Annotated in this window: 18 protein-coding genes and 1 tRNA gene; 7 read left to right on the top strand and 12 right to left on the bottom strand. The window is 61.6% G+C overall.

The annotated features are described in order from the left end of the window. The first annotated feature begins 30 nt into the window (after positions 1-30). Positions 31-657 carry a hypothetical protein gene (locus tag ACS5Q1_RS25000; protein ID WP_473100713.1) on the top strand — a complete coding sequence of 209 codons (627 nt, stop codon included), beginning with the start codon at positions 31-33 and terminating at the stop codon, positions 655-657. Positions 658-918: 261 nt separating this feature from the next. On the opposite strand, the gene ACS5Q1_RS24995 is transcribed toward ACS5Q1_RS25000, so the two are convergent. Further along, entirely contained in the window at positions 919-1398 is a 480-nt protein-coding gene (locus tag ACS5Q1_RS24995) for a hypothetical protein (RefSeq protein ID WP_473100709.1), read from the bottom strand. A gap of 696 nt (positions 1399-2094) precedes the next feature. Between ACS5Q1_RS24995 and ACS5Q1_RS24990 the strand changes: the two genes are divergently transcribed. Next, complete coding sequence (locus ACS5Q1_RS24990; RefSeq protein ID WP_473100708.1) at positions 2095-2778, top strand: AAA family ATPase; 684 nt, start codon at positions 2095-2097, stop codon at positions 2776-2778. A gap of 215 nt (positions 2779-2993) precedes the next feature. Here the strand turns inward: ACS5Q1_RS24990 and ACS5Q1_RS24985 are convergent, their stop codons facing one another. Next, complete coding sequence (locus ACS5Q1_RS24985; RefSeq protein WP_473100707.1) at positions 2994-3278, bottom strand: hypothetical protein; 285 nt, start codon at positions 3276-3278, stop codon at positions 2994-2996. Between the two features lie 636 nt (positions 3279-3914). Between ACS5Q1_RS24985 and ACS5Q1_RS24980 the strand changes: the two genes are divergently transcribed. Then, positions 3915-4328, top strand: a complete 414-nt coding sequence (locus tag ACS5Q1_RS24980; protein WP_473100706.1) for a hypothetical protein — start codon at positions 3915-3917, stop codon at positions 4326-4328. A gap of 12 nt (positions 4329-4340) precedes the next feature. Continuing rightward, positions 4341-4676, top strand: a complete 336-nt coding sequence (locus ACS5Q1_RS24975) for a DUF6894 family protein (protein WP_473100705.1) — start codon at positions 4341-4343, stop codon at positions 4674-4676. 122 nt (positions 4677-4798) lie between these two features. On the opposite strand, the gene ACS5Q1_RS24970 is transcribed toward ACS5Q1_RS24975, so the two are convergent. Continuing rightward, on the bottom strand, positions 4799-5338 hold the full coding sequence (locus ACS5Q1_RS24970; protein WP_473100704.1) for a hypothetical protein: 540 nt from the start codon (positions 5336-5338) through the stop codon (positions 4799-4801). A 193-nt stretch (positions 5339-5531) separates the two neighbouring features. On the opposite strand from ACS5Q1_RS24970, the gene ACS5Q1_RS24965 reads away from it, so the two are divergent. Together ACS5Q1_RS24965 and ACS5Q1_RS24960 are read left to right on the top strand one after the other, a co-directional pair. Beyond that, positions 5532-5711 (top strand): hypothetical protein, encoded by a 180-nt coding sequence (locus tag ACS5Q1_RS24965; protein WP_473100703.1) that lies wholly within the window; start codon positions 5532-5534, stop codon positions 5709-5711. Further along, positions 5708-5938 (top strand): hypothetical protein, encoded by a 231-nt coding sequence (locus ACS5Q1_RS24960; protein ID WP_473100701.1) that lies wholly within the window; start codon positions 5708-5710, stop codon positions 5936-5938. The genes ACS5Q1_RS24965 and ACS5Q1_RS24960 overlap by 4 nt, the downstream gene beginning before the upstream one ends. 712 nt (positions 5939-6650) lie before the next feature. Here ACS5Q1_RS24960 and ACS5Q1_RS24955 read toward each other — a convergent pair. The 6 genes from ACS5Q1_RS24955 to pobA all read right to left on the bottom strand — a co-directional run bounded on the left by ACS5Q1_RS24955 (position 6651) and on the right by pobA (position 22184). Continuing rightward, positions 6651-6740: transfer RNA gene (locus ACS5Q1_RS24955), tRNA-Ser, on the bottom strand. A 118-nt stretch (positions 6741-6858) separates the two neighbouring features. Then, entirely contained in the window at positions 6859-15351 is an 8493-nt protein-coding gene (locus ACS5Q1_RS24950; protein WP_473100700.1) for an Ig-like domain-containing protein, read from the bottom strand. A gap of 8 nt (positions 15352-15359) precedes the next feature. Further along, positions 15360-16808 carry an HlyD family type I secretion periplasmic adaptor subunit gene (locus ACS5Q1_RS24945; RefSeq protein WP_473100699.1) on the bottom strand — a complete coding sequence of 483 codons (1449 nt, stop codon included), beginning with the start codon at positions 16806-16808 and terminating at the stop codon, positions 15360-15362. Continuing rightward, positions 16805-18991: a peptidase domain-containing ABC transporter gene (locus tag ACS5Q1_RS24940; protein WP_473100698.1), complete on the bottom strand. Its 2187-nt coding sequence runs from the start codon at positions 18989-18991 to the stop codon at positions 16805-16807. The genes ACS5Q1_RS24945 and ACS5Q1_RS24940 overlap by 4 nt, the downstream gene beginning before the upstream one ends. Beyond that, on the bottom strand, positions 18988-20652 hold the full coding sequence (locus tag ACS5Q1_RS24935; RefSeq protein ID WP_473100697.1) for a peptidase domain-containing ABC transporter: 1665 nt from the start codon (positions 20650-20652) through the stop codon (positions 18988-18990). The genes ACS5Q1_RS24940 and ACS5Q1_RS24935 overlap by 4 nt, the downstream gene beginning before the upstream one ends. 362 nt (positions 20653-21014) lie before the next feature. Continuing rightward, positions 21015-22184, bottom strand: a complete 1170-nt coding sequence (gene pobA / locus ACS5Q1_RS24930) for a 4-hydroxybenzoate 3-monooxygenase (protein ID WP_473100696.1) — start codon at positions 22182-22184, stop codon at positions 21015-21017. A gap of 144 nt (positions 22185-22328) precedes the next feature. Here pobA and ACS5Q1_RS24925 point away from each other — a divergent pair, with 144 nt between their 5' ends. Continuing rightward, a complete protein-coding gene (locus tag ACS5Q1_RS24925; RefSeq protein ID WP_473100695.1) occupies positions 22329-23222 on the top strand; it encodes a helix-turn-helix domain-containing protein in 894 nt (297 codons plus the stop codon). Between the two features lie 10 nt (positions 23223-23232). On the opposite strand, the gene ACS5Q1_RS24920 is transcribed toward ACS5Q1_RS24925, so the two are convergent. From ACS5Q1_RS24920 to ACS5Q1_RS24910, 3 genes are read right to left on the bottom strand one after another with little or no spacing between them, the layout of a single operon-like run. After that, the gene (locus tag ACS5Q1_RS24920; RefSeq protein WP_473100694.1) at positions 23233-24297 is read right to left on the bottom strand and encodes a 3-carboxy-cis,cis-muconate cycloisomerase; all 1065 of its coding nucleotides are present in this window, start codon (positions 24295-24297) and stop codon (positions 23233-23235) included. A 13-nt stretch (positions 24298-24310) separates the two neighbouring features. Next, entirely contained in the window at positions 24311-25516 is a 1206-nt protein-coding gene (gene pcaF / locus ACS5Q1_RS24915) for a 3-oxoadipyl-CoA thiolase (RefSeq protein ID WP_473100693.1), read from the bottom strand. A 1-nt stretch (position 25517) separates the two neighbouring features. Further along, the gene (locus tag ACS5Q1_RS24910) at positions 25518-26306 is read right to left on the bottom strand and encodes a CoA-transferase subunit beta (RefSeq protein WP_473100692.1); all 789 of its coding nucleotides are present in this window, start codon (positions 26304-26306) and stop codon (positions 25518-25520) included.

Genomic DNA, 26306 nt, shown 5'->3' with positions numbered 1-26306 from the left:
CAAGGACATCCTCGATCATTGCTGTGACGCGTGGAACAGGCTCACCGAGCAGCCCTGGACGATTATGTCCATCGGCTTGCGCGACTGGGCACACGGGTTCTGATCACCAGGACGTGGTATAAGCTGGATCTCGCTAAGCTCATCCCGAGTGGTGCTGGCAAGCCCGGCAGCCACATTCAATGTGTGTTCACGTATGGTTCGGGCGAGACCATTAAAGCAATTCTAAAGCTATTCAAATATGGTGGGCTCCTGGAGTTGTCCTTCCAGGGGCAGCAGCAGGCATTTTCTCTGGTGTCTGACACGAGGCATTTTGGCGGGCTGCAATGGTACGTCGTCTGCTCAAAAACCGGTCGGCGCGTGCGTGTGCTCTATCGGCCACTCGGAGCCACGTTCTTTGGCAGTCGGTACGCCTGGGGCCGCAGAGCAGCGTATGCCTCCCAGTTTCTAGATCCGATTGGACGCGCATGGCGAACCAAGGCAAAGGTGAAAGCGGCTCTGCTCGGAAATGAAGATCCAGATGAATGGGATCTGCCGCCCAAGCCCAAAGGCATGCGGTGGCCGACATATGAGCGGTGGGTAGCCAAGTACGACGCCGCTGAGGAGATGCTCGATGCGCAGCTCGTCGTGGCAATGCATCGATTGATGAAACGACTGTAAATGAACGCGTTGGGGCGTGCTCTGGCTCAAGTGCTAGAGCACTAGAGCGGTTTGCGAATAAATGGAACTGGGAGTTTTGACGATAGTGGTCAGGGGCGTGAGCAGCGACTCTCACTATGACAGCCTGCTCTCGGATCGAGCTCAAATCTGGTGAGTGTGGCGGCAGGCAGAGAGCGCTGGCCCCGACCAGGACAGGCAGTAGTCTATGTCCAGCGCTCCCGCAGTCAATCGTGCCCCCGTCCATACTGAGCAGGGTTCGTGTTACCCCTCGCGGGTCTCCTGAAGGTAAATCACGTGGCCGTGCTCGTTGGCTATCCACAGCGGATTATTGTTGGCGCTGACGAAAATTTTCTTTGAAGGTGCCGATGGCCCATACAATACAACTTTTACGTCTTTTAGCCTATAAGCATCATCATCTTCCTTGGTGAGATTACCTTGCTTCCGAAGATAAACATAGTCCACTCTATCCATATCTAATGGATAATATGCTGGGTCATTGTTCTTCCCTACATCTGATTGTTTGGGAAACTTCGTAGTAGAATCAATAACACCCCCTTCGAATATGAACCCGAGCGCGAATTTTTCTTGTTGTCCTGTATTGAAATCCGCCTTTGGTGAATCAAGTGCGAACTCCCGCCCCCCGCCTTTGCCTACTACACCAATGTAGATGTGGTTGGGAGTGCCAGAATCGTCACTGGAAGACGTATTCAGTGTCACTGCCATTCCTGTCAATTGAACCATTACTTCAACTCCATTGTCCATATATGTACCACATTCCCACGAAGTCGGGGCAATTATGATGTTGCGCCCCTTCCACGTGAAGGAGCACTAGAACATACTGGGCAATAGACTTCTGTGACGAAGACCACGGTGAAGAAGAGCACAATCTGATATGGGCCCGCGTCACGCGAAACCGCTTCTGTGACGAAGACCACTGTGAAGAAGAGCACCGTCGGATATGGGCCCTTGTTTGCGAAACCGGTCTAAATGAACAGGTGCCCAGTGCGGGCGCCTATGTTGAGCAGAACCACTCAGCTAGGCTCGGTCAGCGAGATTTGAGAGCAAGTGGCCCCTTATCAAATATGATGCCGCTGAGATGATGCTGGATACACAACTCGTGATGGCGGCGGCGCGGCTGAAGGTGGAAGGGTAAGGGAGTGCCAAGAACGTCTGTCCGGGCACTCCGATTGCAGTGGTCGTAGATAACGAAGAAGTCCTTATAGGTCAGGGCACGACCCTTCCTCAGCATTGCTTATCGCGAGCGGACCTCAAAACAATGGTCGGCGCAGGTAGCAGGAATGAATAAACATCCGAGCGACTGGTCTAGTAATTGTTCATTTACTATAAGAGTGCAGCCTTATCTTGTGCCTCTTGGCACGGTCGTTCTCCCTGAGACGGTCGCGTCAAGCGACCGAACGGTTTGGCGGAGATGCTTCAGTGAAAATCATTTCATTCGTCACGCAGAAGGGCGGGACAGGCAAGAGCAGCCTTGCTGTCTCACTTGCCGTGGCTGCAGTGCAAAACGGCCTGAAAGCAGCTGTTCTCGATATCGACCCACAAAGTACAGCTGAAGAGTGGTACAAGCGGCGCACTGCTGAAGCTCCGGCGGTCCATTCGATTTCCTGGGCCAATCTCTCCTCTCGTCTCTACAGGCTTGGCCAAGAGGGCTACGACCTCGCCATCGTTGACACGCCGGGGTCGGAAAGCCATGCTGCGTCAGAAGCGATGAAAGAAGCGCACTTTTGCTTTCTGCCGGTCCGCCCCAGCGTCGCCGATATCGAGGCTAGCAAACCCACAGTTCGGTATCTGACCGAACACGCCAAGCCGTTTGCATTCGTTCTCAATCAATGTCCAACTGGCGGACGTACGAGCCGAACACAGAATGCACGTATGGCTCTCCAACTGCTCGGTGGGTTGTGCAACCCGACACTGGCGCACCGGTCTGACCATGTAGATGCTCTTGCCGCAGGTCTCGGGGTGACTGAATTCAGTCCGTATGGAAAGGCTGCTGATGAGATACGCGCGGTTTTGCAATGGCTCACAGCCAGGCTACGAAGGTTAGATGCCACCGAGATAGCGGATGACGAAGGCGGAGCAATCCCTCTGAGAGCAATCTCATAAGGGATCATTGCTATGATGCCGCTGAGGAGATGCTCGATGCGAAGCTCGTCGTGGCAGCGGCGCGGCTGATGAGGCGGCTATAGCGGGGAAGAATGTGTGGCCGACCTTAGCAAGAGAGGCCGGCCTGCAGTCTTTGGGCCAAACAGGAGTAGACCAAGCTCGTTCAGTCACCTGACGATGGCCTCCAGAGTGGCACCTCGCGTACAGCGCAACCTCTATGCAAACGTCCTCTGGAATTGCATCTCCAGCTTATCAAGCTCTTGCAGAAAGGAATCACGTCGCTCGTGATGGCGCTTTGCAAGTGTGGCAATGGCCCTCTGTTTGAAAGGCTCGTCGATTGCGCTCATCAGGATTGTCTCTCGGTCCTTCTGGTACTCAAAATCAATGTCAGCCAGAGCCGCCAGCAACGACTGCATCAAAGGCAGAATGTCTGGCGAGTAGGTGCCTGGAGGCTGTTGAGGCGATTCTGAGGTCAGGCGGTTGAGCATGGCAAAAGACATCGTGTTCCTCCGAGTTTTTGTTGTTCTTCCGTAACATCGCTGACACGCGACGATATGCTGCGAGCGCTGGTGGGGATCTGCGCGAGAGCAGGCTTAGCTCCTGACAGATTGGGGCCTAATGCAGCACCGGTGGGCGTTCGGTCATAAAGAGGGATGGCCGCTTCCAGAGGAGAAAGTGGTCACGGATCGCAAGGCCCAACTGCGGATCTTTTTCGAGGCGTGCAATCTGCGCCTCCACAGCAGCGAGCTGACGCTCAAGTCGCGTAAGGTCTCGTCGCTTACTCGTCGGTGTCTGTCTCGGCTTCCTGCCCTTCATAACGCACCTCACGTGCGCAGCCATGCCATTGCTCTTCCCAGAGGAAATGCTTGGCACGTGGCTGGCTATGACGTAGCGCCCCCGGTCGTTTGTTTTGGTGGATGAGTATCCTGATTCGGGAGTAACCCGTCTGTCGGGAAGCCAACAGAACGGTAAGGATTTCTTAACTTACGTAAAATTGCTGCAGCGGGTCGAATGGTAAAAGGTCAAGGCGCGGCTCCTCCAGGAAAGGGGAGTGGGAAGAGTGGGACGCGCTAAACCCGACACGATGTATTGTGATACAGGAATTCAGCCCTACCTTTTTATGAGGAGGGCTGAACATGACCGACGAGGAAGTCGAGGCTGTGGCGGCGGAGCTGGCCAAAGCCGGTGGGGTCTCCTGGCACTCAGGACAGGAGCACGGCCCCTTGAAGCTGGTCATGGACCGCTACCGGGACCGCGCCCGACTGGCGATTGCTGCTCTTGACCGCATTCGGGCAGCCAATCCGGTTATCTCTTCTGGTCGCATTGAGGGCGAGCAGCCCGGCCCCAGCACACAAGCCGCCCTTGAGCCGGTCTCCAGCGATGTTGTCTCTGAGGGGAGCTTGGTCTTGTACCGCCCTCCAGGCGACAAGAGAACCTATCCCTGTCGGGTCGAGAAGCTCGATGGAAGCCGCGCGTATCTTGTCCCTGAGATCCCGACCTGCACCGGCTGGGTGGATCTGGAAAACCTCTCCTCTCCGGCAATCCAGTAAGGCATCTCAGTCATGACAACTTTCACCAATGACAAGCAGGCTCCTGCTGAAAGCCTCATTGAAATTGACCTCCCGGTAAGGTCGTCGGGGGTATCCGCGTCCGGCGTTTCGGCGCCAGCGCGCTACTACTTCAATCTCACCAATGGTGATGCCATGATCCGCGACGAAGAGGGCATCGAGGCGTCCAGTGTTCAGGCGGCTGTGGTCGCTGCCATGGAAGCCGTCGAAGAGCTTCGGGCGCAAGATCCCTTGAACTCGGATGAGTGGCAGGGCTGGCGGCTGGAGATTGTCGATAGCACAGGTCAGGCGGTGCAGGTCATTCCGCTTGATGTTCTCTCGGCTCATTAGCTAAACATCCGAATATCGGAACCGAAGCGGCGCTGCTGATTGGCGGCTTTAGCCAAGAGATTTCGATTCAAAAATCAAGGTAATAATTGCAGACCGCACCGCATAACGTGAGAGGTCATTGCTTATTGCGATGCCGATGTGCAGTTAAGGGACCGTGAAAGGCGGGCTACAATAGGGTCATACAGAGTCTTCCTCTGTGCAGGGTATTCGATTTGGATCTCATGGGCTGCACCGCAGCCCTCAAAGACCTTCCCATAGAAGATGGTTGCTCCTTTAGTTCCGGAAAAAGCGAGCCAGTTTTTACCTTCTGCCTTGTAGGTCAGGCGGTCGAACTCAGCCTCCTTGAGCAACCACGCTTTGTACCCTTGGAAGCTATCCGTTATAGTGTACGGTCCATAGCTCCCTGAGATCCGTAATTCTGCGCCATCGTCAGCTTTGAATTCCCGGCCATCACCGTTGTTTGGCGGGGGCTCCACGGGCTTGAACAGATGGCGGGGCACCTCAGCTACCGTTCCAAACCGGTCGTTTGTATATCGCTCCCACCCCTCCCCTAAGGGTGTCCATTTGTCGTCGGCAAGGGCTGGGTTCATGACTAAAAGGGTCACAGTAACTTCGAGCGGAAATACTCTCAGCCATGTTTGGCAAGCTTGCAGGATGGTCATTGGCGCGTATCCTCCATGTGCTGAGAATGTCCCGCGATAAAAGTAGCGGCTAAGCCTGTATCATCCAGGCCCTCTTCAGGAGGCCCTTATCCTCGCTCTTCACAGGCTTGCTTGCAGGCGGGGAACCCCTCTCGACAGCTCGGCTTAACTCGATAGATGTTCGCTTTATGTTCTTTTTTGACGCGGCACGAGGATGAGCAGAACAAAGCCGACTCTGGAGCAAGTTCTGGAGGCGCGGCTGCGCTACGCTTCTGGGGAGCGGAAATTCACCAAAATGGCGCGTGAGTTCGGGGTCAGCAGAGAGGCAGGGCGCAACGCGGTCGAGGGGCTGACCTTCAAGTACCTGCCCATGCCGCCCAGGAGGCTGAGGTGAGCACCACTCGCAATCCCCGCCGCGCCTATGATGCAAATGGCAACGAGATCCCGCCTGCCACCGTCGGGCAGTGCCTTGCTGACGGCTTTAGGACCGTGATGGCCTACTGTGACGCCCACAACTGCGGACACGGTGCTGAAGTGCCGCTGGAGGGGTGGCCCCCAACTGCCTGTGCCCGACATGGCCTTGAGACTGCGATGTTCGCGGTGTGGGAGCCGACGGATTAGAATGATAGTCAATTGAGGGAACTGTATGCCAGGGGCTCACGGTGCAGGTAAAACAGGCCCATGAGCGTTCCCAGCCCGTCTCGGTAAGAATGTGTTTACCTTTCAGGCGCAGCCTCTTCGTTGTGCCATATGGCACGGTCGTTCTCCCTGGATGGTCGCAACGGCGGCCCACCTAGAGCGCCAGCCGAACGGGCGCTCTTTCTTTGCGGGGCCCAACGGCAGGCGACGGCAATTCAGGGTCAGGTGAAGAATGGTCAACCGTCACACCGAGGCCGGACCAGCGGTTGAGCCTGGTTTACGAGCCAACGCGGGCGCAGACTGACTACCCAGTCCCGGGCCGACGCTTTGGCGCTAGATAGCCCAGTATCACACTCGGTGAGCTTGGGAGCCCGAGACCGGTCATAGTGGAAGAGGTCGTCCTCAGCACGATGGCGGATAGTTCCCGCTGTGGTGTTCTGCAGGATCATGAGCGTGGCCCCTATTCTCTAGGTCAGGAAAACTTTGAACCGAGTCTTTGGGTTCCCATGCTCGCCGTTCTGATTCGGTGGCGTTAGATGAACAGACCTGAGGCAGCACAGGAAGGTGCATCCCTGAATTGCTCGGGCAGGATGGTTCGATAGCCAAGCTAGCCGCAAAGGTGGGGAAAGGGGTGGGGAAGGTTCGCAGCCTCCGCAAAATTCACTAGTCGTTTCAATAACTTCAAGGGAAATGATGGCGGAGAGGGTGGGATTCGAACCCACGGTGGACTTGTACCCACGGCGGTTTTCAAGACCGCTGCCTTAAACCACTCGGCCACCTCTCCCGGACATGGCGCATCCGCCCAAGTCCTGAGCCCCTCTCTAAGGCCGCCGGCCCCGATGCGTCAACTGAAACGGACCGTCAGCCCGAGCAGAAAGTCGACGCCTGCCCTGACTGTTCTCTCACGACCAGTTCGTCCGTGCGGTGTCCACCTGGAAATCGTCGAGCGGCTGGATGTGGTCGGCGACAGGCTGGCCGAGGTCCACTGATGAATGGGCCCCCGTGCCCGTGGCATCACCGGCTTCGACCTGCTCCGTCCATGCACCGACGGCCCCATGGCCAGGGTCGGTTGCGCCGTCCGCCATCAGCAGGAGAATGTCGGAGCCTGCCAGATCCTGCGTGGTTCCTGAATCCGCAGCGGCCATGAGGCCATGTGCCGCCGGCTGGGGCGGCGGATCATCAACGACGACTTCCACCGTTCCGGGTATCGAGGCTGCACCTTCACTATCGTGCAATGTCACCGTGATACTGCGTGCTCCGGCAGTAAGACCGGATGCATCTCCACTCTCCAGCACCAGAGCCCGTAGTACATCACCGTAAGTTGCAGGTGCAGCATTACCGCTCAGGGTCAGGGTGCCGTTGGCGGCGGAATATCCACCACCCACCACCTCGATGCCGGTATCGCCGATCATCACGCGCCCGCCCTCGTGGCGGAGGGCATAGCCGTCGAAGTCGAGACGGTCGTTATCCTGCGCTCCCGACAGCGTGATGGTCGCGCCACGGAGCTGCGAACTGTCGATATCCTTTGCATCGACGAGACCGATCGCATCCGCCTGCGGCGCTCCAGCCGTCACATGATCCGGTGCTGTCAGTGCGAGCTCGGGTGCGTCGTTCACGGCGTCGATCACTACCGTGAAAGACGTCGTTGTCGTCGCCGTTTGGCTGGAGCGCTCTGTGCTCGTGGCTTGAAGGGTGAGATTCAGCGTTCCATTCCAGTTCTGCGCAGGGATAAGCTGCAATTCGGGCAGGCTATCAGCAGGCACGCGCCACTGGCCATTTCCAAGTGCCTCACCGTGCGAAAGCTTGAAGCTTTCGGAAACCCCGAGGATGCTGACCGCCAGGGTCTCGGATCCGTCGAGGTCTACGAGCGCCGCGGACAGGTTCAGCGCAATGGCGTGATCCTCCTGCCCCGCCGCATTCTGTGCAGTCACCTCTGGCGCATCGGCCACGGCGTTCACAGTGATCGTATGCGTGCCGGTCACCTCCCGGCTCACCGAGATGCCGTTCCCGGAATCCGTGATCGTCGCCTTCAAAGTCAGCGTGAAATCCGCATCGCTATGCTCCGCCAGTTTTATCTCCACGAGGCCAGCGCACAGATCGGCGGTCGAAACCTGCCATATGCCTGGCGTGAGTTCCGAACCGCGATTCAGGCTGGCGCCGGTTGGGAGACCTGAGACTTGCGTGAACTCCGACCAGGTCTCGGAGCCGTCGTTGTCCTGAAGCGTGAAGGTCGGGTTGAGCACGATCGAGGTGTCTTCGTCTCCCGTGTTCGCACCATCGATCGTGACGGCATCCGCCACGGGATTGAGGCCTACCGTGAAATTTACCGAGGTGCGGGCAGTCGATCCCCCAGCACTCTCGGTGGCGATGCCGGTGAGAGTGAGGGTGAACTGCCCGGCCACTTGCGGTGGCGGCGTGAAGATCAACCCATTGAGTTCCGCCTGAGTGAGCAGCCAGCTGCCGTCCGACTGCTGAGTGCCCGCATTGAGACTCGCGCCGGCCGGCAGGCCGCTCAGTACGAAGGTGAGGCTTTCCGATCCATCCGTGTCACGCAAGGCGCCACCCAGGCCCGTGAGGCTGATCGCCGTGTCCTCGCTGCCGGCAAAATTGAGCACTGTCACGTCCGGCGCATCAGCGACGGCTTCGACCTGCACCCGGAAAGTCGCCTCGCTCGTAGCAGTCTTGTCATTGGTCTCTTGAGTCGTGGCACGCACGGTGAGATTGAACGTTCCGGAAAAATTCTGCGGCGGGGTGATCGCAAGGTGCGGCAGGTCAGATGGGGACACAGTCCAGGTTCCGTCAGCCTGGCGTGTGCCATGCGTGAGGATGGCGCCAGCCGGCATACCTGAGATGACCACCGACAGCACTTCGGATCCGTCCCGATCTGTCAGCGCGGCCGACAGGTTCAGAGCGATCGGCTGGTCCTCGAGACCGGACGCGTCGCGGGCGCTTACAACCGGCGTGTCAGCCGCCGCATCCACCTGTACCTGGAGCATCGTACGCGTGGTCGCCACCGAACCGTTGGAGCTCTCCCGCGCGTGCGCCAGCACGGTCAAATTCATGGTCCCGCTCCAATCGGCGGGCGGCGTCACGGTCAATCCGGCAAGCTGAGACGGCGTGAGCGTCCAGCTGCCATCGCCGTTGTTGATGCCTTTCGAGAGGCGCGCGCCTTCCGGTAATCCTTCGACGACCACCGAGAGCACTTCCGAGCCGTCGGTATCGGTGAGGGTCGCCGATAGGTTGAGGCTGATACTTCCGTCCTCCCGCCCGGTCGTGTCATGCACCGTGACGATAGGAGCATCGGCCGCCGGCGCGATAGAAATGGAGATTATCCGACTCGTATCCTGCGTATCGCCGTTGCTCGCTTCCCGAGTTGTCGTTTCGACCTTCAGAACGAAGGTTCCGTACTTGTCCGCAGGTGGCACGAAACGCAAGCTCGCGAGGTTTGCCGGATCGACCGACCATTTCCCATTGCCGATATCGATGATGCCGGTCCCTTCGAGACGAGAGCCTGCCGGAAGATCGGAGATCATGATTGAGGTGACGGTCTCACTCCCGTCGCCATCTCCTGTCGTAACGGAGAGATTCAACGGCACGGCCGAATCCTCCAACCCCGTCGACGGGTTGGCGCTGATGACGGCATTATCCGCGACCGCGTCCACGCTCACATTCAGTGCAGCCTTCGTGGTCGTCTGACTGCCTGTGGCTTCCGTGGAGACTGCGATGACATCGAGTTTGATTGCGCCTGAGAAATCTGCCGGAGGCGTCAGGGTCAATCCATCCAGCTGATCGGGGCGCAGAACCCAGGCCCCGGTAGCTGGATCTCTCACACCAACCGACAGACGCGCGCCATCGGGCACGCCTTCGATGCGAATGCCGAGAATTTCCCGACCGCCGTCTGTGTCGTCGGTGCTAGCTTTGATCGACAGGGCAACGCTGTCGTCCTCAGCCGTTGCCGCATCGGCGACTTCCAACTTGGGAGCCTGCGCGACTGGTGCGCCGCCAGGCGTCGTGCCCGACCCGCCGTCGCCGCCATCGCCTCCACCGGTTGGTGCGGTGATCGTCACCGGAACCAGTTCGGTCCAGTCGGATTGGTCACCCTCCCGCTCAACCCCAACGGCCGTTACCGTCAGATTGAAGCTTCCGCTAAATCCGGCAGGCGGACGGATGGAGAGTGTCGGAAGTGCCTCGACCGGAACCAGCCATAACTTATCGCCGGCCGGAATGCCGGCCGACAGAGTTGCTCCGTCCGGCACGTTCCGAATCCAAATATACAGCGTCTCCGACCCGTCGGTGTCGCCGGGGACCGCCGTGATGTGGAGCGGGATTCGACCTTCGTTCGGATTCACGCTGTTGTGGCCGGTGCCGTTCGACGCCGAGAACGTCAGGACGGGTTTGTCGGCATCGCCGAGTGGATCCACTCCCATCTGACCGCCGATCGTGGCCCGCACACCGCGGCTGTCCTCAATCGTCATTTTGACGGTCAGCGTAGCGGCCGTGTCACTGTCGCGCGGCATGGTCAGCGTTACGCCGGCCATATCATCGGCGGCAATCTTGTAGATGCCGGTTTCATCGGCACTGACGATTGTGCCGTCCGCCAACCGCAGGATGGCGCCGTTCGGAATGCCGCTGATCAGAATGTCGCCGACGACTTTCTCCGAGTTATCGCTGTCCCTGAGACCGGGATTGAGGTGCAGCGCTATAGGCTGATCCTCTGTTCCGTGCATGGTACCCCAGTTGCCGGAAATCCCGTCGAGACCTCCAACTGCAGGATTATCCACCACCGCGACAACTTTGACCGGAAAGTCCACCCGGGTCACGGCCTGATCGCCGCCTCTCACCTCCTGCGAGACGGCCGACACGCTCAAGTCGATGAGGCCGGCGAAGTTCGCGGGCGGCCGCAGCGTCACCAGTTTCGCCTCCGCAGCCGTCAGCGACCACGTTTCGAAGCCATTGTGGGTCCCTTGGTAGGTGCCGTGGGACAGGATAGCGCCCTGAGGAACTCCTGAGATGACGAAGCTGAGCGACTCGGATCCGTCCGCGTCAGGCAGGTTGGCCGAGAGATTGAGATGGATGGGGGTGTCCTCGTCTCCTGTGGCACCCGTGACAATCATGATCGGAGCATCTGCCACGGCCCGGATCGTGACTACGATGTCCTGAGGCTCGCTTTCGGCGTCGTCCCCGTTCGGCTCCGCCGAGATCGCGACGACCTTCAGGGTGAAGTCTTCGTCCGAATGAGCAGGAGGCGTGATGGTCAGGCTGGTCACCAGATCAGGATCGACCACCACGCTGCCATCGACGATTGCCAGCACAACACCGTTAGCTCGGATCGCAGCTCCATCCGGAATGCCCGAAATCCGAAAGCCCGTAATATTTTCGGATCCGTCGCGATCCGTGGTCCAGGCTGCGATGCTGAGCGGGATTTCAGTGTCCTCGTCTCCCACGGCCGGACTGACGCGCAGACCCGGCTCATCGGCAACGGCTTCGACCTCCACCTGAAAATCGACGCTCTGTGTGGCTGTCTTTCCGGTCGAACTCTCTTGAGCGGTCGCCTCGATCTTCAGATTCAGCGTCCCTGAGAAATCCGGCGGCGGCCTGAGCGCGAGATGCGGCAGGTCCTCCGCATCCACGATCCAGGAACCATCGGATTGGAGAATTCCTTTCGTGAGCGAGGCCTCTGCCGGCACGCCGTAGATTCTGACCGTCAGCGTCTCCGATCCGTCGGTATCGACGGGGCTCGCGGAGAGATCGAGCGGAATCTCCACGTCCTCCTTCCCCTTTACGTTCTCGGCGCTCACGTTCGGCGTGTCGGTCACGGCGTTGACCGTCACCACGTTGGTGCCCGTCACATCCTTGTCGATGGTTTTGCCATTGCCGGTATCGTTCAGGGTCGCTTTAAACGTGAGGGTCATCTCCTGGTTGCTGTGCGCCGGTGGGAGGATCGCCACTTCACCTGCCTGGAGGGCAGCTGTCGGAACCTTCCAAACGCCATCTTCCAACACGCCGCAATTAAGCGTCGCTCCGGATGGCACGCCGGAAATATAAGTGAACTCCGACCAGGTCTCGGAGCCGTCCCCGTCCGGCGTATTGAAGTTTGGATTGAGCGTGATCCATGTGTCTTCATCGCCGGTGGCGGAGCCGGTGATGGTGCCGTCGTCCAGAACTGGATCGAGGTTCACCGTGAACGTGGCCGAGTTGCTGACCGTCGAACCGCCGACCCGCTCGGTTGCTACTGCTGTGAGCGTCAGATTGATCGTGCCGGATTGGTTCGTGGGCGGCGTGAGGATCAGGCCCTCAAGCTGATCCTTCGTGAGCAGCCATCGGCCATCCGAACGCTTGGTGCCGACATTGAGCGTCGCGCCCGAAGGCATGGTGAGCAGGAAGCTCAAACTCTCCGAACCGTCAATATCCTTCAGCGCTCCGCCCAGTCCCGTGAGCGCGACGGGTTCGTCTTCGCGACCGGAAAAATTGGCGACCGTCACATCAGGCTTGTCGGCCACCGCATCGACCCGCACCTGGAATTCGACCTTTCTGGTCTCGGTTTCGCCGTTGCTCTCCGTGGCCGTCGCCTCGATACGCAGATCCAGCGCCCCCGAAAAATCCTCCTTCGGCGTGAGCTTCAGTTGCGGAACGTCGGAGGGTGATACGATCCAGCTACCGTCCGATTGACGGACGCCGTGCGACAGGGAGGCCTCGGCAGGCACGCCGAAGATGGTGACCGAGAGCTGCTCCGAACCGTCCTGATCCTTCAGCACCGCCGAAAGACCGAGCGGGATGGCCGTATCTTCCGGCCCCCGGGCGCCAGGCGCGACGATCAGCGGCGCGTCGGCGACCTCATCCACTTCGACTTTGAAGGGCGCGCGCACGATTTCTGTCGACCCATTGGAAAGTTCCCGTGCCTCCGCCACCAGGGTGAGCGACATGGTGCCACTCCAATCGGCCGGCGGCGTGACGGTAAGGCCTGAGAGCTGTGGCGGTGTGAGGCTCCAGGTGCCGTCGCCGTTGTCGGTGCCGGCGGAGAGGCGTGCACCCTCCGGCAGGCCCTCGATTGTCACCGACAGGACCTCCGAGTTGTCAGTGTCCGTCAGGGCGGCAGAAAGGTTGAGCGGAATCGCCTGATCCTCTTTTCCCGACGCGTCCTTCACGCTCACATCAGGAAGGTCCGCAATCGCCTCGACCTGCACCTGGAACGGGACATCAGTGGTGGCCGTCGCGCCGTTCGTGCTCACGGATGTGGCGCGGAGGGTCAGATCGATGGTGCCGGAGAAATTTTGAGGCGGCAGGATCGACAGATCGCCCAGATCGGCCGGATATATCTTCCAGCTGCCATCGGCCTGAGGAACACCATGCGAAAGCGTGGCGCCTGCGGGCACGTTGAGAATACTGATCGAGAGGACTTCCGAGCCATCCATGTCGGTCAGATCAGCCGAGAGGCTAAGTGCGATCCAGCGATCCTCGGACCCTGAGACATCATGGACGTCGACCTCCGGTGCGTCGGACACATTGTCGACCTCAACCTGGAAGTTGGTGCTCTGGGTCGCCGTAGAACCGTTCGAGCTCTCGCGCGCCGTAGCCTGAAGCGTCAGGTTGATCGTGCCGGAGAAATCCTTGGGTGGCGTGATGGTGAGATGCACCAGATCGTCGGAAGACACGCTCCAGCTGCCGTCAGGCTGCCGGGTTCCGTGCGAGAGAGACGCGCCGGCCGGCACACCGAGGATGCTGACCGACAGGGTCTCGGAACCATCGACATCAACAAGGGCGGCCGAGAGGTCGAGCGGGATCGGCTGATCCTCGTCCCCAGACGCGTTGATCGCCGACACCACAGGAACATCGGCGACGGCGGTAACGGTGACAGTGTGGGTTCCTGTCACGACTCGGCTGACGCTGGTGCCATTCGCAGAGTCCGTCAGCGTCGTTGTCAGGGTGAGCGTGAAATCCTCATCGCTGTGCTCAGCCGGTCGGATGCTCACGAGACCGGCGCGCAGATCTACCGTCGAGACCTGCCATACACCGGGTGCGATCTCCGAGCCGCGATTGAGCGAGGCTCCAGGCGGAAGACCTGCGACCTGGGTGAATTCCGCCCATGTCTCCGAACCGTCCGCATCCGGCGTGGCGAAAGCAGGCTGGAGCAGGATCGCGCTATCTTCCGCTCCTTGGCTCGTGCCGCCGACAGCGCCGGCATCCACAACCGCATCCAGGCTTACCGTGAATGAGGCGGAGGTGCGGGCACTCGGCACGCCCGGCTCGTTCTCGGTCGCGATGGCCGTGAGCGTGAGAGTGAATGTCCCGGATACCTGCGGCGGCGGGTTCAGGGTCAGGCCTTCGAGCTGCTCTGGAGTGAGAGCCCAGCGACCGCCGCCAAGCGATGTGCCGACGCTGAGCGTCGCACCGGCGGGAACGCCGCTGAGCACGAAGCTCAGGTTCTCAGAGCCGTCCGTGTCCCGCAATGCACCGCCCAGGCCGGCAAGACTCACCGGCATGTCCTCCTGGCCATGTGCATTGGCGACCGTCACGTCGGGCGCGTCGGCGACCGCGTGCACTTGCACTTGGAAGGTTGCGCTGACGAGAGCCGTGCCGCCATTCACTTCCTGGGAGGTGGCGCGTAGCGTGAGAGAAAGGGTGCCCGAGAAATTCGGAGGCGGAATGAGAGCCAGAAGCGGCAGGTCGACGGGAGAGACGCTCCAGCTACCATCGGATTGACGTGTGCCGCGTGTCAGCGAAGCGCCTTCGGGAACCCCTAGGATGCTGATCGACAATACCTCCGATCCGTCGGTATCGGCCAGGGCCGCCAAGAGATCGAGAGAGATCGGCTGATCCTCCTGCCCTTCCGCATCGGTGACCTGCACAAGCGGAGGAGAAGCCGCCGTATCCTGCGGCTCTACCGGCTCCGGCTCGTCGGTTCCAGGCGGAGTGATCGTAACCTGCTCGTCCGGATGAGTGCTCGGTGTCGTCAGGTGCTCGGTCGCGACTGCAAAATCAGGTGTAGAAGGAACATGACCGGGCGAGCCGCGGGACGCTGCGATCTTCGGCGGGACAACGGAATGTGATGCGACCCGTGCAACCAGGGCGGGAGTCTCAGCCAACGCGGAATCCAGCATGACTGATGTGCGTGCTTGAGCAGGGGTGTCCAGATTTTCCAGCGGCCCGTCCACCGGACGGGACATTGGCTCTGTGGGAAGAGATGCGATGCCATGCGTCCCGCCGATACCTCCTCCGGAGGGTGCTCCAGGCATCATGCCGAATGCCGCAACCGCCTCCGTTCCTCCGACGAGATTGCCGCTGGCACTCCCATCGCCGGCGGGAACCGTGCGCTGCACGGCACGCAGGGCTCGCAGGGCCTCCTCGTCGACCACGCTGGCGTCGAAGGGAATGGACAGATCGGGTTGCTGGGTCATGGATGTGCTCAGCGTTCGTGGAAGGATGCGGCCATGGCCGAATAGATCGGCTTCAGCAGATACTGCAGCACCGTTTTGGTGCCGGTGGTGATGTCCGCCTGAACCGTCATGCCCGCGACGAGCTGCGCATAGCGCGGATCGTGCCCGACATGCTGCTGCTCAAGGGCAATGCGCGCGCGGTAATGCGGCTGCCGCTGCTCGTCGAGGAAGGTGCCTGCTGACACGCGCTCCACCCTACCCTCGACGGAGCCGAAGCGGGCGTAGTCGAAGGCCTGGACCTTCACATGCACCTGCTGACCGACCTCGATGAACCCGATGTCGCGCGGCATCAGCCGGACATCGGCCACGAGTTGCGTATCCTGCGGCATGATCTCGGCGACCAGTCCGCCCGGCGGAAGCACGGTTCCGGGACGATGCACCGCAAGACCTCGCACGACTCCGCCGATGGGAGCGCGGAGCAGAATACGCTCGGCACGGTCCTCCATTCTCCGGACAACCTCCGTCGTCTCGGCAATCTCCAGAGCGACGCGCGCCGCTTCCTGGCGAGCCTCGTCGACTGCGGCCGATTGCGTCTCGACGACACGGGCTTCGGCTTCGGCGAGACTACGTTGAGCGGTGGCACGCTGGCCGCTCAGCCGCTCATGTTCGGCTTTCGCGCTCATGAAAAGCCGCTGGGCTTCCAGGACCGACAGGCGTGTCGTGAGGCCGTTGCGGGCGAGATCCTCGCGAATGCCGAGTTCTTTGGAGTGAAGCTCCATCTGCTCCTGCACGGCGGCAATCTGTCCGGCCAGAGTTGCCAGATCGCCGCGGCGCTGTGCCACCTGCTCCTGCAGAACCGAAACACGGTCGGCCAGCGCCCGCAGACGCGCGTTCAGCGCGGCGCGCTGAGGCTCAACGAAGAGTCTCGAGGTCAGGGGCGCTACGGTCTGCGCATCGCCACCGGCATGGGCGACGATCCCAGCCGTCGGTCCCTGGCGGCCACGCAGGTCGAGAGCGACGATGTTGCCTTCTGCCGCCGCCGCAAGGCGCTGTGCCTGAAGTTGCAGGGAGTCGAGCCGGTGCCGGGCCTGCGACAGCTCGGCCTGGGCCGCAGCATCGCTCATGCGCAGCAGGGGCTGCCCTTCCTCCACCGCTTCGCCCTCGGTTACCAGCACTTCGGCGACGATGCCACCTTCGAGGTGCTGAATGGGTGCTGGCGCCACCACCGGTGCGATCTCGCCTACGCTGACCGCAACTTCGGGTACATGGGCCAAGGCCGCCCAGGTCAGGCCTAAGGCAACGAGAGCCCCTGTGCCTAGAACCACGGCACGTTCCAAGCCATGAACGCGCAGTTCCTCGAGCGCCAGCACATGGCTGTCAGGGCGCGGCTGACGATTGGCGCGCGGCAAGATACGGCGATCTGCCGTCGGGGGCAGGATTTCGCCATTGGCGGCAGATGTTGCGGTCTTGCTCATCATGCAACTTTCGAGCTGTTGGCAACGGACATGTTCGCGAAGGCGGCATTTGCCAGCGACGTGCCGATGGGGGCTCTTGTGGGACGGGGACCAACGGGAGCCGTCTGCTGGTCGAGTTCTTCCACCTGTCCGTCGCGCAGGCGAAGGACACGATCAGCCAGCCGGATGTGACTCGGCCGGTGGGTCGCCATGAGGATGGTGCAGCGGCCGCGGCGCGAGGCAATGACATCGGTGAACGCTTTCGCGCAGGCATCGTCGAGGCCGGCCACAGGTTCGTCGAGCAGCAGGATCGGTGCGTCGCGCAGCAATGCGCCGGCAAGAGCAATACGTTGAAGGATGCTGCGAGGCAGACGGCCGCTCTGATTGTCTCCGACGCGGGTATCGAAGCCCTGTGGCAGCGACTCGATGGCTTCCAGCACGCCGGCCTCTTCAGCTGCTGCGCGGATCTCTGCGTCCGATGCGCTGGGGCGGGCAAGACGCAGGTTCTGCGCTACGGTGCCGTAAAGAAGCCCCGGCGATTGCGGCACCCAGCCGATGCTGCGGCGGAGCACGGCGGGGTTGAACGAGCGCACGTCGTGGCTGTCGATCCGAACCAGGCCGCCCTGTGGCCGGTAGAGGCCCGCGATCAGCAGCAGCAGGGTCGACTTGCCGCTGCCTTCGGCCCCCGTCACCGCCACCACCTGTCCCGGTTGGATCGCGAAGCTGGCGCCTGCGAGAACCGGCTCGGATTGCGGAAGGTAGCGCAGGGTCACGCGCTGGAACACGATGGCGCCCTGCTCCGGCGGCGCCATGCGCGCCTCGAGCGGTGGAGGCCGCTCCGTCTCCAGGGCCATCAGCCCGTCGACCTGACGGATGGAGGCCCGCGTCTGCTCCCAGCGGGAGAGCATGACGAAGCAGGTCTGCATGGGACCAAGAATGCGCCAGATCAGCATCATGCCGGCGATCAGCGCTCCGGCGGTCATGGCGCCTGACAGGACGGAGAGTACCCCCATGACCACCGCGGCCAGCCCCGACAGGGTGACGAGCGCCTGGCTGGTTGAGAGCACCGAACCCGCCAGCGTGCTGACCCGTGCCGAGGATACAGCGGCAGCGGCAGCAGCAGCCGAATAACGGTCGATCCAGCGCTCCTCGGCTCCGACGAGCTTCAAGGTCCGTACCGTTTCGAGCGCCTCAACCGCCAGCGCTTCCCTTGCCTGGTTGGCGCGGGCGGCCTGCTCGATCGCCAGCCGCATCGGTCCGCGGGTAACCAGGAACAGGATGACGAAGCCCGCAGCCGTGCCGACCGGCACGAGAGCAATCCAGCCACCCAGCACTACCATGAGCACGATAACGAGCAGCGTGAATGGCATGTCGAGCAGTGCAACGGCGAAACTGCCCGTCAGGAATTCGCGGATCGCCGCGAAGTCGCGCAGACGCGATACCTGGGAGGCCGTGCCGGCGCGCTCTACAAGTGCAGTCGGCAAGGACATGAGCTGCGTGAAAACGGCGCTCGGAACCAACCGGTCGAGACGCTCAGCGATGCTGAGCAAAGCGCGTTGCCGCATGGCACGGAAGGCGACCTCGAGAAGAATGGCTGCGGATGCGCCCGCAACCAGCATAGGCAAGGTTTTCGGGCTATAGCCGGCAATCACCGTATCGAACACCGCCATGGTGAAGACCGGCACGGCGAGACCGAGCACCGCCATCAACCCACTAACGGCTAGCAGGGAGGGCAGATCGCCACGGAAACGGCGTGCGATGCCACTGAACCAGCTCTGACGCGGAGCCCCGGCATCCATATCGATGACGAGCATCAAAGTACCGCGCAGTGCCTTTGGATCGCAGGGCTCCACCTCCCCCGTAGCACCATCGAGAATCAGGACCCGCCCTTCTTCGTCGCGATAGACGACGGCAGCCGCATCGCCCGCCGGCAGCAGGATGGCGGGCAGGCGCCTCGGATCGAGAGAACCCCGCGACACACGTTCCATCCGGGTCGGATAACCCAGGATGACGAGGGTGTTTCGCACGTCGGTCAGGTCGATATCCGGTTTGACATGCGGCAGAGCCGACAGCAGATCGTCCGCGCTGCCGGGCCATTCCATCAGCCACAGCATGGTCGAGAGGCAGCGGGCAAGATCGGACAGAGCCAGCAGATCTTCCGGCAGTTCCAGCGGCGTGTGTGAGCGATTTTCTCTCAGTGGGCTCATGACACACGCTCCAATCGGCCGTTCCGGATCGCATAGACCCTATCGGCGATATTCAGGGTGGATGGCCGGTGCGTGACGATGACCACCGTCACCCTGCCCCGCAGGTCCGCGAGCAGGCGGGCGAGCCGCGCATCGCTGTCGCCGTCGATCTGCGAAGTGATGTCGTCGAGGAGCAGAATGCGTGGCTCTTCAACGAGAGCACGAACGACGCCGATGCGCTGGGCAGCACCGCGCGGCAGTGGTGTGGCCGCCACACCAACCTGAGTGTGCCAGCCCCCCGGCAGAGCGCTGGCAACCTGATCGAGACCGAGCTCCGTTGCCAGACGAAGGGCCAAGGCATCGCGGTGGGGCTGGTGCATGGTCAGGTTCTGCAGCAGCGTGCCGCGCACCAGCGCCGGATCGGGCGGTACCAGCGCTACCAATCGGCGCGAAGGCCCGATATCGACCTCGGCGAGATCCTGTCCATCGATCTGGACCTGTCCACTACTCGCCTTCAGGTCGCCCGCGATCAGACGCAGCAGCGCCGACCGGCCGGACCCGTTGGAGCCCGTGATGCCGACGATCTCGCCGGGCAGCGCTTCCAGGCCGAGACCGTCAAACAGCCAGTCGGCATAATGCGGGGTACGGAACCGGACATCCTGCAGAGCGATGTGTCCCGCGGACACTTGCAGCAACGACCTGCCGGGACTGCGCTCCTGCGGCAGTGCGCCAATCTCTGCGACGCGACGGCGGCTTTCCGCGAGCGATTGCAGGCGCGACCACAGCGCGACGCCGCCGAGCAGCGGCTGCATGGTGCGGCCGACCAGCATGGTGCATGCGCCGAGGCCGCCGACACTGAGTTGACCGTTCAGCACCATGTGACAGCCGAAGGCCGCCACGCCGATTGTGGCAGCCTGAGCCAGCAGCATGCCGCCCTCCTGCCCCGTCGAGATGATGTGCGCCAATCTCCGGCGCAGGTGAGCGGATCCATTCTGCAGGCGCTCGTAGCGACGCTCGAGCAAGGGCTCGGCGCCTAGCACCTTCATGGAATGAATGCAGTTCAGAGTATCGAAGAGAAAGTTGAAGCGGCGCTCCTCTGCCATGGCGAGGTTATGTGCCGCTTGGCGCACCCGCTGGCCCGTTAGGACCGCCACCAGTCCGACGCCGGCGAGCAGAACCAGAGGCACCAGAACCAGCGGTCCAGCGAGATACCAGATGCCGATGAGATAAAGCAGCGCGAAGGGCAGATCGAGCACGGCCTGCAATGCGGGGCCCGACCATGCCTCGCGCAGGGTGCCGATGGCGGAGAGGCGTTCTGCATAATAGCCGTTTCCGTGTGCCTCCAGCGCGGAGAGCGGGGCACTCAGCAGGCGTTGCATCGCCTGACGATGAGCCTGTGCTTCGGAGGTTGCCGCGACACGCGCGAGAATCCGCCCGCGCACTTGGCGCAACAGCGCCTCCAATAGGATGGCGATAGCGACGATCGTTGCGAGCACTGCCAGAGTGCCGACCGCTTTGTTCGGCAGGATCCGATCGTAGACCTGCAGCAGCGCAGCGGGCAGTGCCAGAGCCAGCAGGGTGATCAGCAGGGTCGCCTCGAGCACCGGGAGAAGGAACCCGATCCCGAATCGGGCAACCAGCCCCCTGAAAGGGCGTGTCAGCCAAGGGCCGGAGGACACCATCGATGGTGCCCCGGAAGAAACGGCGGACCGATCCATAACGCTACCAGTGGCCTTTCGGCCGAGAGAATACTGACGATATCTTTGGTGAAATATCCGGTCTCTCACCGGTATGGCGGGGCGGCATCATGCCTTTGGATCTGTCTCACCTCAGTGAGTACCCAATCCGCCATGAGTATGAGCGTATTGCTACACTAGAATTCGGAAATATTTTCTTATGTGTCAACGAAACGGCCTTTACGGGATGATGCTAATCATTCGGTAAAGTTAATGATAAGTACGCTCAAGCTTTCACAAATTCATGATATGATGTTGCGATAGGCAATGAATATCTGTGTGAGAATTCTTGGAGAGATCCTGATCGATCAGATCGGAAGCCCCGTATAGTTCTCCGCCAGCGAACACGCGGCGGCTTTTGAACTCTTGAGATAGTCGAACTCCGCCCGTTGGACTCGGCGGCTGAAGGTGTCGGTGTCCGGGAACGTGTGGAGGATGGAGGTCATCCACCAGGAGAAGCGCTCGGCCTTCCAGATTCGAGAAAGCACACGGGCAGAATAGCCATCGATTCCGGCCGAGGATCGCTCGGCGTAGAACTCAATGAGGGCTTCGGCCAGAACGCCGACATCGCTTGCGGCGAGGTTCAATCCCTTGGCGCCCGTGGGCGGAACGATATGAGCCGCATCGCCTGCCAGGAACAGGCGACCGAACCGGAGCGGCTCGGCGACAAAGCTCCTCAGCGGTGCGATGGACTTCTCGATGGAGGGACCTGTCACGAGATTGTCGGCTGTTTCTTCATCGACCCTGCGGCGCAGTTCGTCCCAGAAACGATCATCCGACCATTCCCCCACCTTTTCATCCGCCGGCACCTGAACGTAGTAGCGGCTGCGGGTGTGCGAACGCATGGAACAGAGGGCGAAGCCGCGCTCGTGGTGGGCATAGATCAACTCATCGGCAACGGGTGGTCTTTCGACAAGAATGCCGAGCCAGCCGAAGGGATAGACCCTCTCGAACGTCCGGATGGATCCTCCGGGCACACTGGCGCGGGAAACGCCGTGGTAGCCATCGCACCCGGCGATGAAATCGCAGGCAAGCTCATGCTCGACACCATCCTTGACGTAACGCACCTTGGGCTTGTCGCTGTCGAAATCATGGATGGACACGTTCTCGGCTTCGTAGACCGTTTTCGCACCTGAGACATCGCGGGCCTGCATGAGATCACGAGTGACTTCCGTCTGTCCGTAGACCGTCACCGTTCTGCCGATCAGCTCGCGAAAGTTGAAGCGGTGCTTGTCGCCGTCGAAGCAGAACTCGACGCCGTCATGGACGAGACCGTCCGCGTGCAGCTTCTCGCTGACGCTCGCCTTGTCCAGGAGCTCCACCGTGCCCTGTTCGAGAACGCCCGCGCGGATGCGTCCGAGCACATAGTCCTGGCTGCGCCGCTCGAGGACGACAGTGTCAACTCCGGCATTGTCCAGAAGGCGGCCGAGCAGCAGCCCGGCGGGGCCTGCGCCAATGATGGCGACCTTGGTCCGCATGCGCGATTTCCTCCGACATGGCGGCCAGAGCCACCTCTTTCATTTCGCGCAGAATGAACCCCGCCCGCCGAACGGCCAATAGACAAAGCGAGCATCAGATTGGACAATTCGAACATTCAACAGTACATAGCGGGCTAACTAATCTTGGCTATCGGCGACATTCCAACCTACGCGCTCTATGGGGAAGCCGGTGACGATCCGACGGCGGACTGGGTCCATTGCGAAACCATCCAGATCCGGAGTCGCTTGCATAATTACAGGATTCAGCCTCACCGGCACGAGAAGCTGTTCCAGATCCTTCATCTGCTCGGCGGTGCAGCTGAGATCGTGGTCGATGGCCGCAGCACAAGGCTGACCGGACCTGTCATCGTCGCCCTGCCCCCGATGACGGTGCATGGGTACACATTTTCGCCCGATGTGCAGGGGACGGTGCTGACCCTGTTCGACAGCCGCCTGACCCATATTCTCGCTGAGATGGACGGCGTTCGAGAGACTTTTCGATCCGTTCATTTGATCAGCCTTCATGACCACGAGGATGCTGCCTGCGCCTTGACGGCGGACATCGCTTCTCTTGCGGCCGAACTTGCTGGGCGCGGATCCGCACGCTCGGAAGCGATCCAAGCCCGCCTAATGCTCATTCTGATCGCGCTCCATCGGATGCAGGGGGCGAGCCAGACAGATGGCGGTCGCAGTCCCGTGCGCCGGGCACTTCAGCATGCTCTGCGCTTTCGCGAACTCGTCGATCTACACTTCCGCAGCCATCAGCCGATCGAGATCTATGCCAGTAGGCTGGGCCTGACATCGCCTCATCTCAACCGCATCTGCCGCGAGCATCTCGGCGATACGGCGCTTGGTGTCATTCATCAGCGGATCATCCTTGAGGCCAAACGCTACCTGACCTTCACGAGCTTGAGCGCCAAGGAAATCGCCCTGGCCCTCGCCTTCGACGACCCGGCCTACTTCGCCCGCTTCTTCAAGCAGAAGACCGGGCTTCCGCCCCTCGCCTTCCGGGCCATGCAGCAGGATGCGATGGCGTGACCTGACGCTGCTATCCGGCGGTTTTCGATGGCACGAAGCTCAGGCCTGCGATGAGGCCTTGAGCCCTGCTTAAAGCCGCGGCCGAGGCGACGACCATTTGCGGAAGCACCATCCATTCAAGCGTCCAAGCTGCTCCCGAGCGCTCGTTCTCGTGCACTAGCGCCTGATGCAGGGTACCGAGCAGGCCGGCATTGAAGCGGGCAAGCGTCACCAGTACTTCCGCCGGAACTGGGTTGGACTTGTGCGGCATAGCGGACGATCCGCCGCCCGTTGCAAGCTGCACTTCACCGACCTCGTTCTGTGCCATGAGCGCAATATCCTGCCCGATCTTTCCGAGCGTGCCGGTGAGGAGCGAGAGAAACGCTCCGAACTCGCCGATCCTATCCCGCTGCGAATGCCAGGATGGAGCAAGGCCAAGTCCCAGGATCTCGGCCATGGCATCGGCTACCGCATCGCCGTAACCTTTCAACTCACTGCGGGTTCCAATCGGCCCGCCGAGTTGGAGGACCAGCAGACGCCGTGCAAGAGCCTCCAAGGTTCCCCTGTGCCGCTCCAGAGGTTGGATCCAGGTATCGATCTTGTCGGCTGCCGGAAAAGGGAGTGCCCGCTGCATCCGGGTATGCGCCATGAGGCACACCGAGCCGTCCCGACGCTTCAATCCGTCGAGGGAATGGATCAGCGTATCGAGACGGTGCCCGAGGATCTCGAGCACTTCCTTGAGACGCAGCACCAGTGCCGTATCGATGATGTCCTGACTGGTGGCCCCGAGGTGAACGGATTTGGCATGAGGTTCGTCGACGGCCGCACGCAGCTGCCTGACGAAGTCCGGAACGATGACGCCATCCCGCGCCAGGCCTTCGGCAAGCTTGGTCCAGTCCGCCTGAAAGGCGTGACAGACCTCGCCGATCCGCGATGCAGCATCCTCGTCGATCAGCCCGACCTTGGCCTCGGCCTCGGCAAGAACGGCCTCGACCTGCAGCATGGCCGAGAGTTCGGCCTCGTTGGAAAAGAATGCCCCCACCTCCTCGTCGCCGACGAGGGTCTGCAGCACGGGATATGGGAGCGCTTGTTTCATCAGGTGCCTCGCGTCACACGGCTTCGACGGCGACGGCGATGCCTTGGCCGACGCCGATGCACATGGTGGCGAGTGCGCGCTTCTTGCCCCTGATCTTCAGCTCGAGCGCCGCCGTGCCGGTGATGCGGGCGCCCGACATGCCGAGCGGATGCCCAAGCGCGATGGCGCCGCCGTTCGGGTTCACGTGCTCGGCATCCTCTGGAATGCCCAGTTCACGCAGGACCGCGATCCCCTGGCTGGCGAAGGCCTCGTTCAGCTCAATCACGTCGAAATCGCTCGGCTTGAGGCCGAGACGGGCGCAGAGCTTCTTGGTGGCGGGAGCCGGCCCGATGCCCATGATGCGCGGCGCGACGCCGGCGGTGGCGCCGCCGAGCACGCGGGCGATGGGCTCGAGCCCAAATTTCCGAACCGCCTCTTCCGAGGCAACGATCAGGGCCGCCGCACCGTCATTGACGCCGGAGGCGTTGCCCGCGGTCACGGTGCCGTCCTTGCGGAACGGGGTCGGCAGCTTCGCCAGCTGCTCGAGCGTGGTGTCGCCGCGGGGATGCTCGTCCTTGTCGACGATCACCGGGTCGCCCTTCCGCTTCGGGATCGTGACCGGCACGATCTCCTGCGCCAGCCGGCCATTGGCCTGGGCCGCGGCGGCCTTCTTCTGCGAGCGCAGCGCAAAGGCGTCCTGGTCCGCGCGCGAGACGTTGAAATCGGCAGCCACGTTCTCGCCGGTCTCCGGCATGGAATCGACGCCGTATTGCTGCTTGATCAGCGGGTTGATGAAGCGCCATCCGATGGTGGTGTCGTAAATCTCGGCATTGCGCGAGAAGGCCGTGTCGGCTTTCGGCATCACGAAGGGCGCGCGCGACATGGATTCGACGCCGCCGGCGATCATGATCTCGGCCTCGCCCGCCTTGATGGCGCGGGCAGCGGCGATGACCGCATCCATGCCGGAACCGCAGAGGCGGTTCATCGTGGTTCCCGGGATCGAGCCGGGCAGCCCGGCCAGCAGCACCGCCATGCGGGCGACGTTGCGGTTGTCCTCGCCTGCCTGGTTGGCGCAGCCATAGATCACGTCGTCGATGGCCTCGAAGTCGAGGTTCGGCAGGCGCTCGCGCAGCGCCTTCAGCGGCACCGCAGCGAGATCGTCGGCGCGGACGCCGGAGAGAGAGCCGCCATAGCGGCCGATGGGCGTACGCACATAGGCGCAGATATAGGCTTCATGCATCTCAATTCCCCTTCTTGCCGCCGTGAGCTTTCTCGGTCCGGGCCTGAAGCTCGCGCAGGGTGGTGAGTTCGAGTTCGGACGGCGGAGGCGTTTCCTCGAGGCGCTCGGAGAATCGCACCTTCCAGCCGCAGGTTTCCTGCACCTTATCGCGGGTCACCCCGCGATGCATCGAGACGACGGTGAATTCCTTGGTCTCGGGATCAGGCTTCCAGATCGCCAGATCCGTGATCAGGAGCGTCGGGCCCTTGGTGGTGATGCCAAGCCGCTCGCGGTGGTTGCCCCCCTCGCCATGGCCGAAGGAGGTGTAGAAATCGATCTTTTCCACCATGCCGCGGGTCGCCTGCTTCATGGTGATGAAGACCTGCTTGCAGGAAGAGGCGATCTCGGGAGCCCCGCCGCCGCCGGGCAGGCGAACCTTGGGCTTGTGGTAATCGCCGATCACGGTGGTGTTGATGTTGCCGAAGCGGTCGAGCTGGGCCGCGCCCAGGAAGCCGATGGAGATGCGTCCGCCCTGGAGCCAGTAGCGGAACATCTCCGGCACCGAAACCGTAGTCACGGCCGTCTCGCACAGCTCACCGTCGCCGATGGAGAGGGGCAGCACATTCGGCGCCGTACCGATGGTGCCACTCTCGTAGATGAGCGTGATGTCCGGCGCATGGGTTAGCCGCGCCACGTTGCAGGCAGCCGAAGGGGCGCCGATGCCGACGAAGCAGACATCGTCGTTCGACAAAGCCCGGGCTGCCGCGATGGTCATCATTTCGTTGGGCGTGAAGTCGGAGAGGCTCGTCAT

The organism is Microvirga sp. GN3 (assembly GCF_055792825.1).
The sequence above is the reverse complement of the archived record's forward strand: the minus strand, read 5'-3'. Positions and strand labels throughout refer to the sequence as shown.

Coding starts and splice junctions, on each gene's coding strand:
- ACS5Q1_RS24995 (WP_473100709.1), bottom strand. CDS start 1,398: ATGGTTCAATTGACAGGAATGGCAGTGACACTGAATACGTCTTCCAGT.
- ACS5Q1_RS24985 (WP_473100707.1), bottom strand. CDS start 3,278: ATGTCTTTTGCCATGCTCAACCGCCTGACCTCAGAATCGCCTCAACAG.
- ACS5Q1_RS24980 (WP_473100706.1), top strand. CDS start 3,915: ATGACCGACGAGGAAGTCGAGGCTGTGGCGGCGGAGCTGGCCAAAGCC.
- ACS5Q1_RS24975 (WP_473100705.1), top strand. CDS start 4,341: ATGACAACTTTCACCAATGACAAGCAGGCTCCTGCTGAAAGCCTCATT.
- ACS5Q1_RS24970 (WP_473100704.1), bottom strand. CDS start 5,338: ATGACCATCCTGCAAGCTTGCCAAACATGGCTGAGAGTATTTCCGCTC.
- ACS5Q1_RS24965 (WP_473100703.1), top strand. CDS start 5,532: ATGAGCAGAACAAAGCCGACTCTGGAGCAAGTTCTGGAGGCGCGGCTG.
- ACS5Q1_RS24950 (WP_473100700.1), bottom strand. CDS start 15,351: ATGACCCAGCAACCCGATCTGTCCATTCCCTTCGACGCCAGCGTGGTC.
- ACS5Q1_RS24945 (WP_473100699.1), bottom strand. CDS start 16,808: ATGATGAGCAAGACCGCAACATCTGCCGCCAATGGCGAAATCCTGCCC.
- ACS5Q1_RS24940 (WP_473100698.1), bottom strand. CDS start 18,991: ATGAGCCCACTGAGAGAAAATCGCTCACACACGCCGCTGGAACTGCCG.
- ACS5Q1_RS24935 (WP_473100697.1), bottom strand. CDS start 20,652: ATGGTGTCCTCCGGCCCTTGGCTGACACGCCCTTTCAGGGGGCTGGTT.
- pobA (WP_473100696.1), bottom strand. CDS start 22,184: ATGCGGACCAAGGTCGCCATCATTGGCGCAGGCCCCGCCGGGCTGCTG.
- ACS5Q1_RS24920 (WP_473100694.1), bottom strand. CDS start 24,297: ATGAAACAAGCGCTCCCATATCCCGTGCTGCAGACCCTCGTCGGCGAC.
- pcaF (WP_473100693.1), bottom strand. CDS start 25,516: ATGCATGAAGCCTATATCTGCGCCTATGTGCGTACGCCCATCGGCCGC.
- ACS5Q1_RS24910 (WP_473100692.1), bottom strand. CDS start 26,306: ATGACGAGCCTCTCCGACTTCACGCCCAACGAAATGATGACCATCGCG.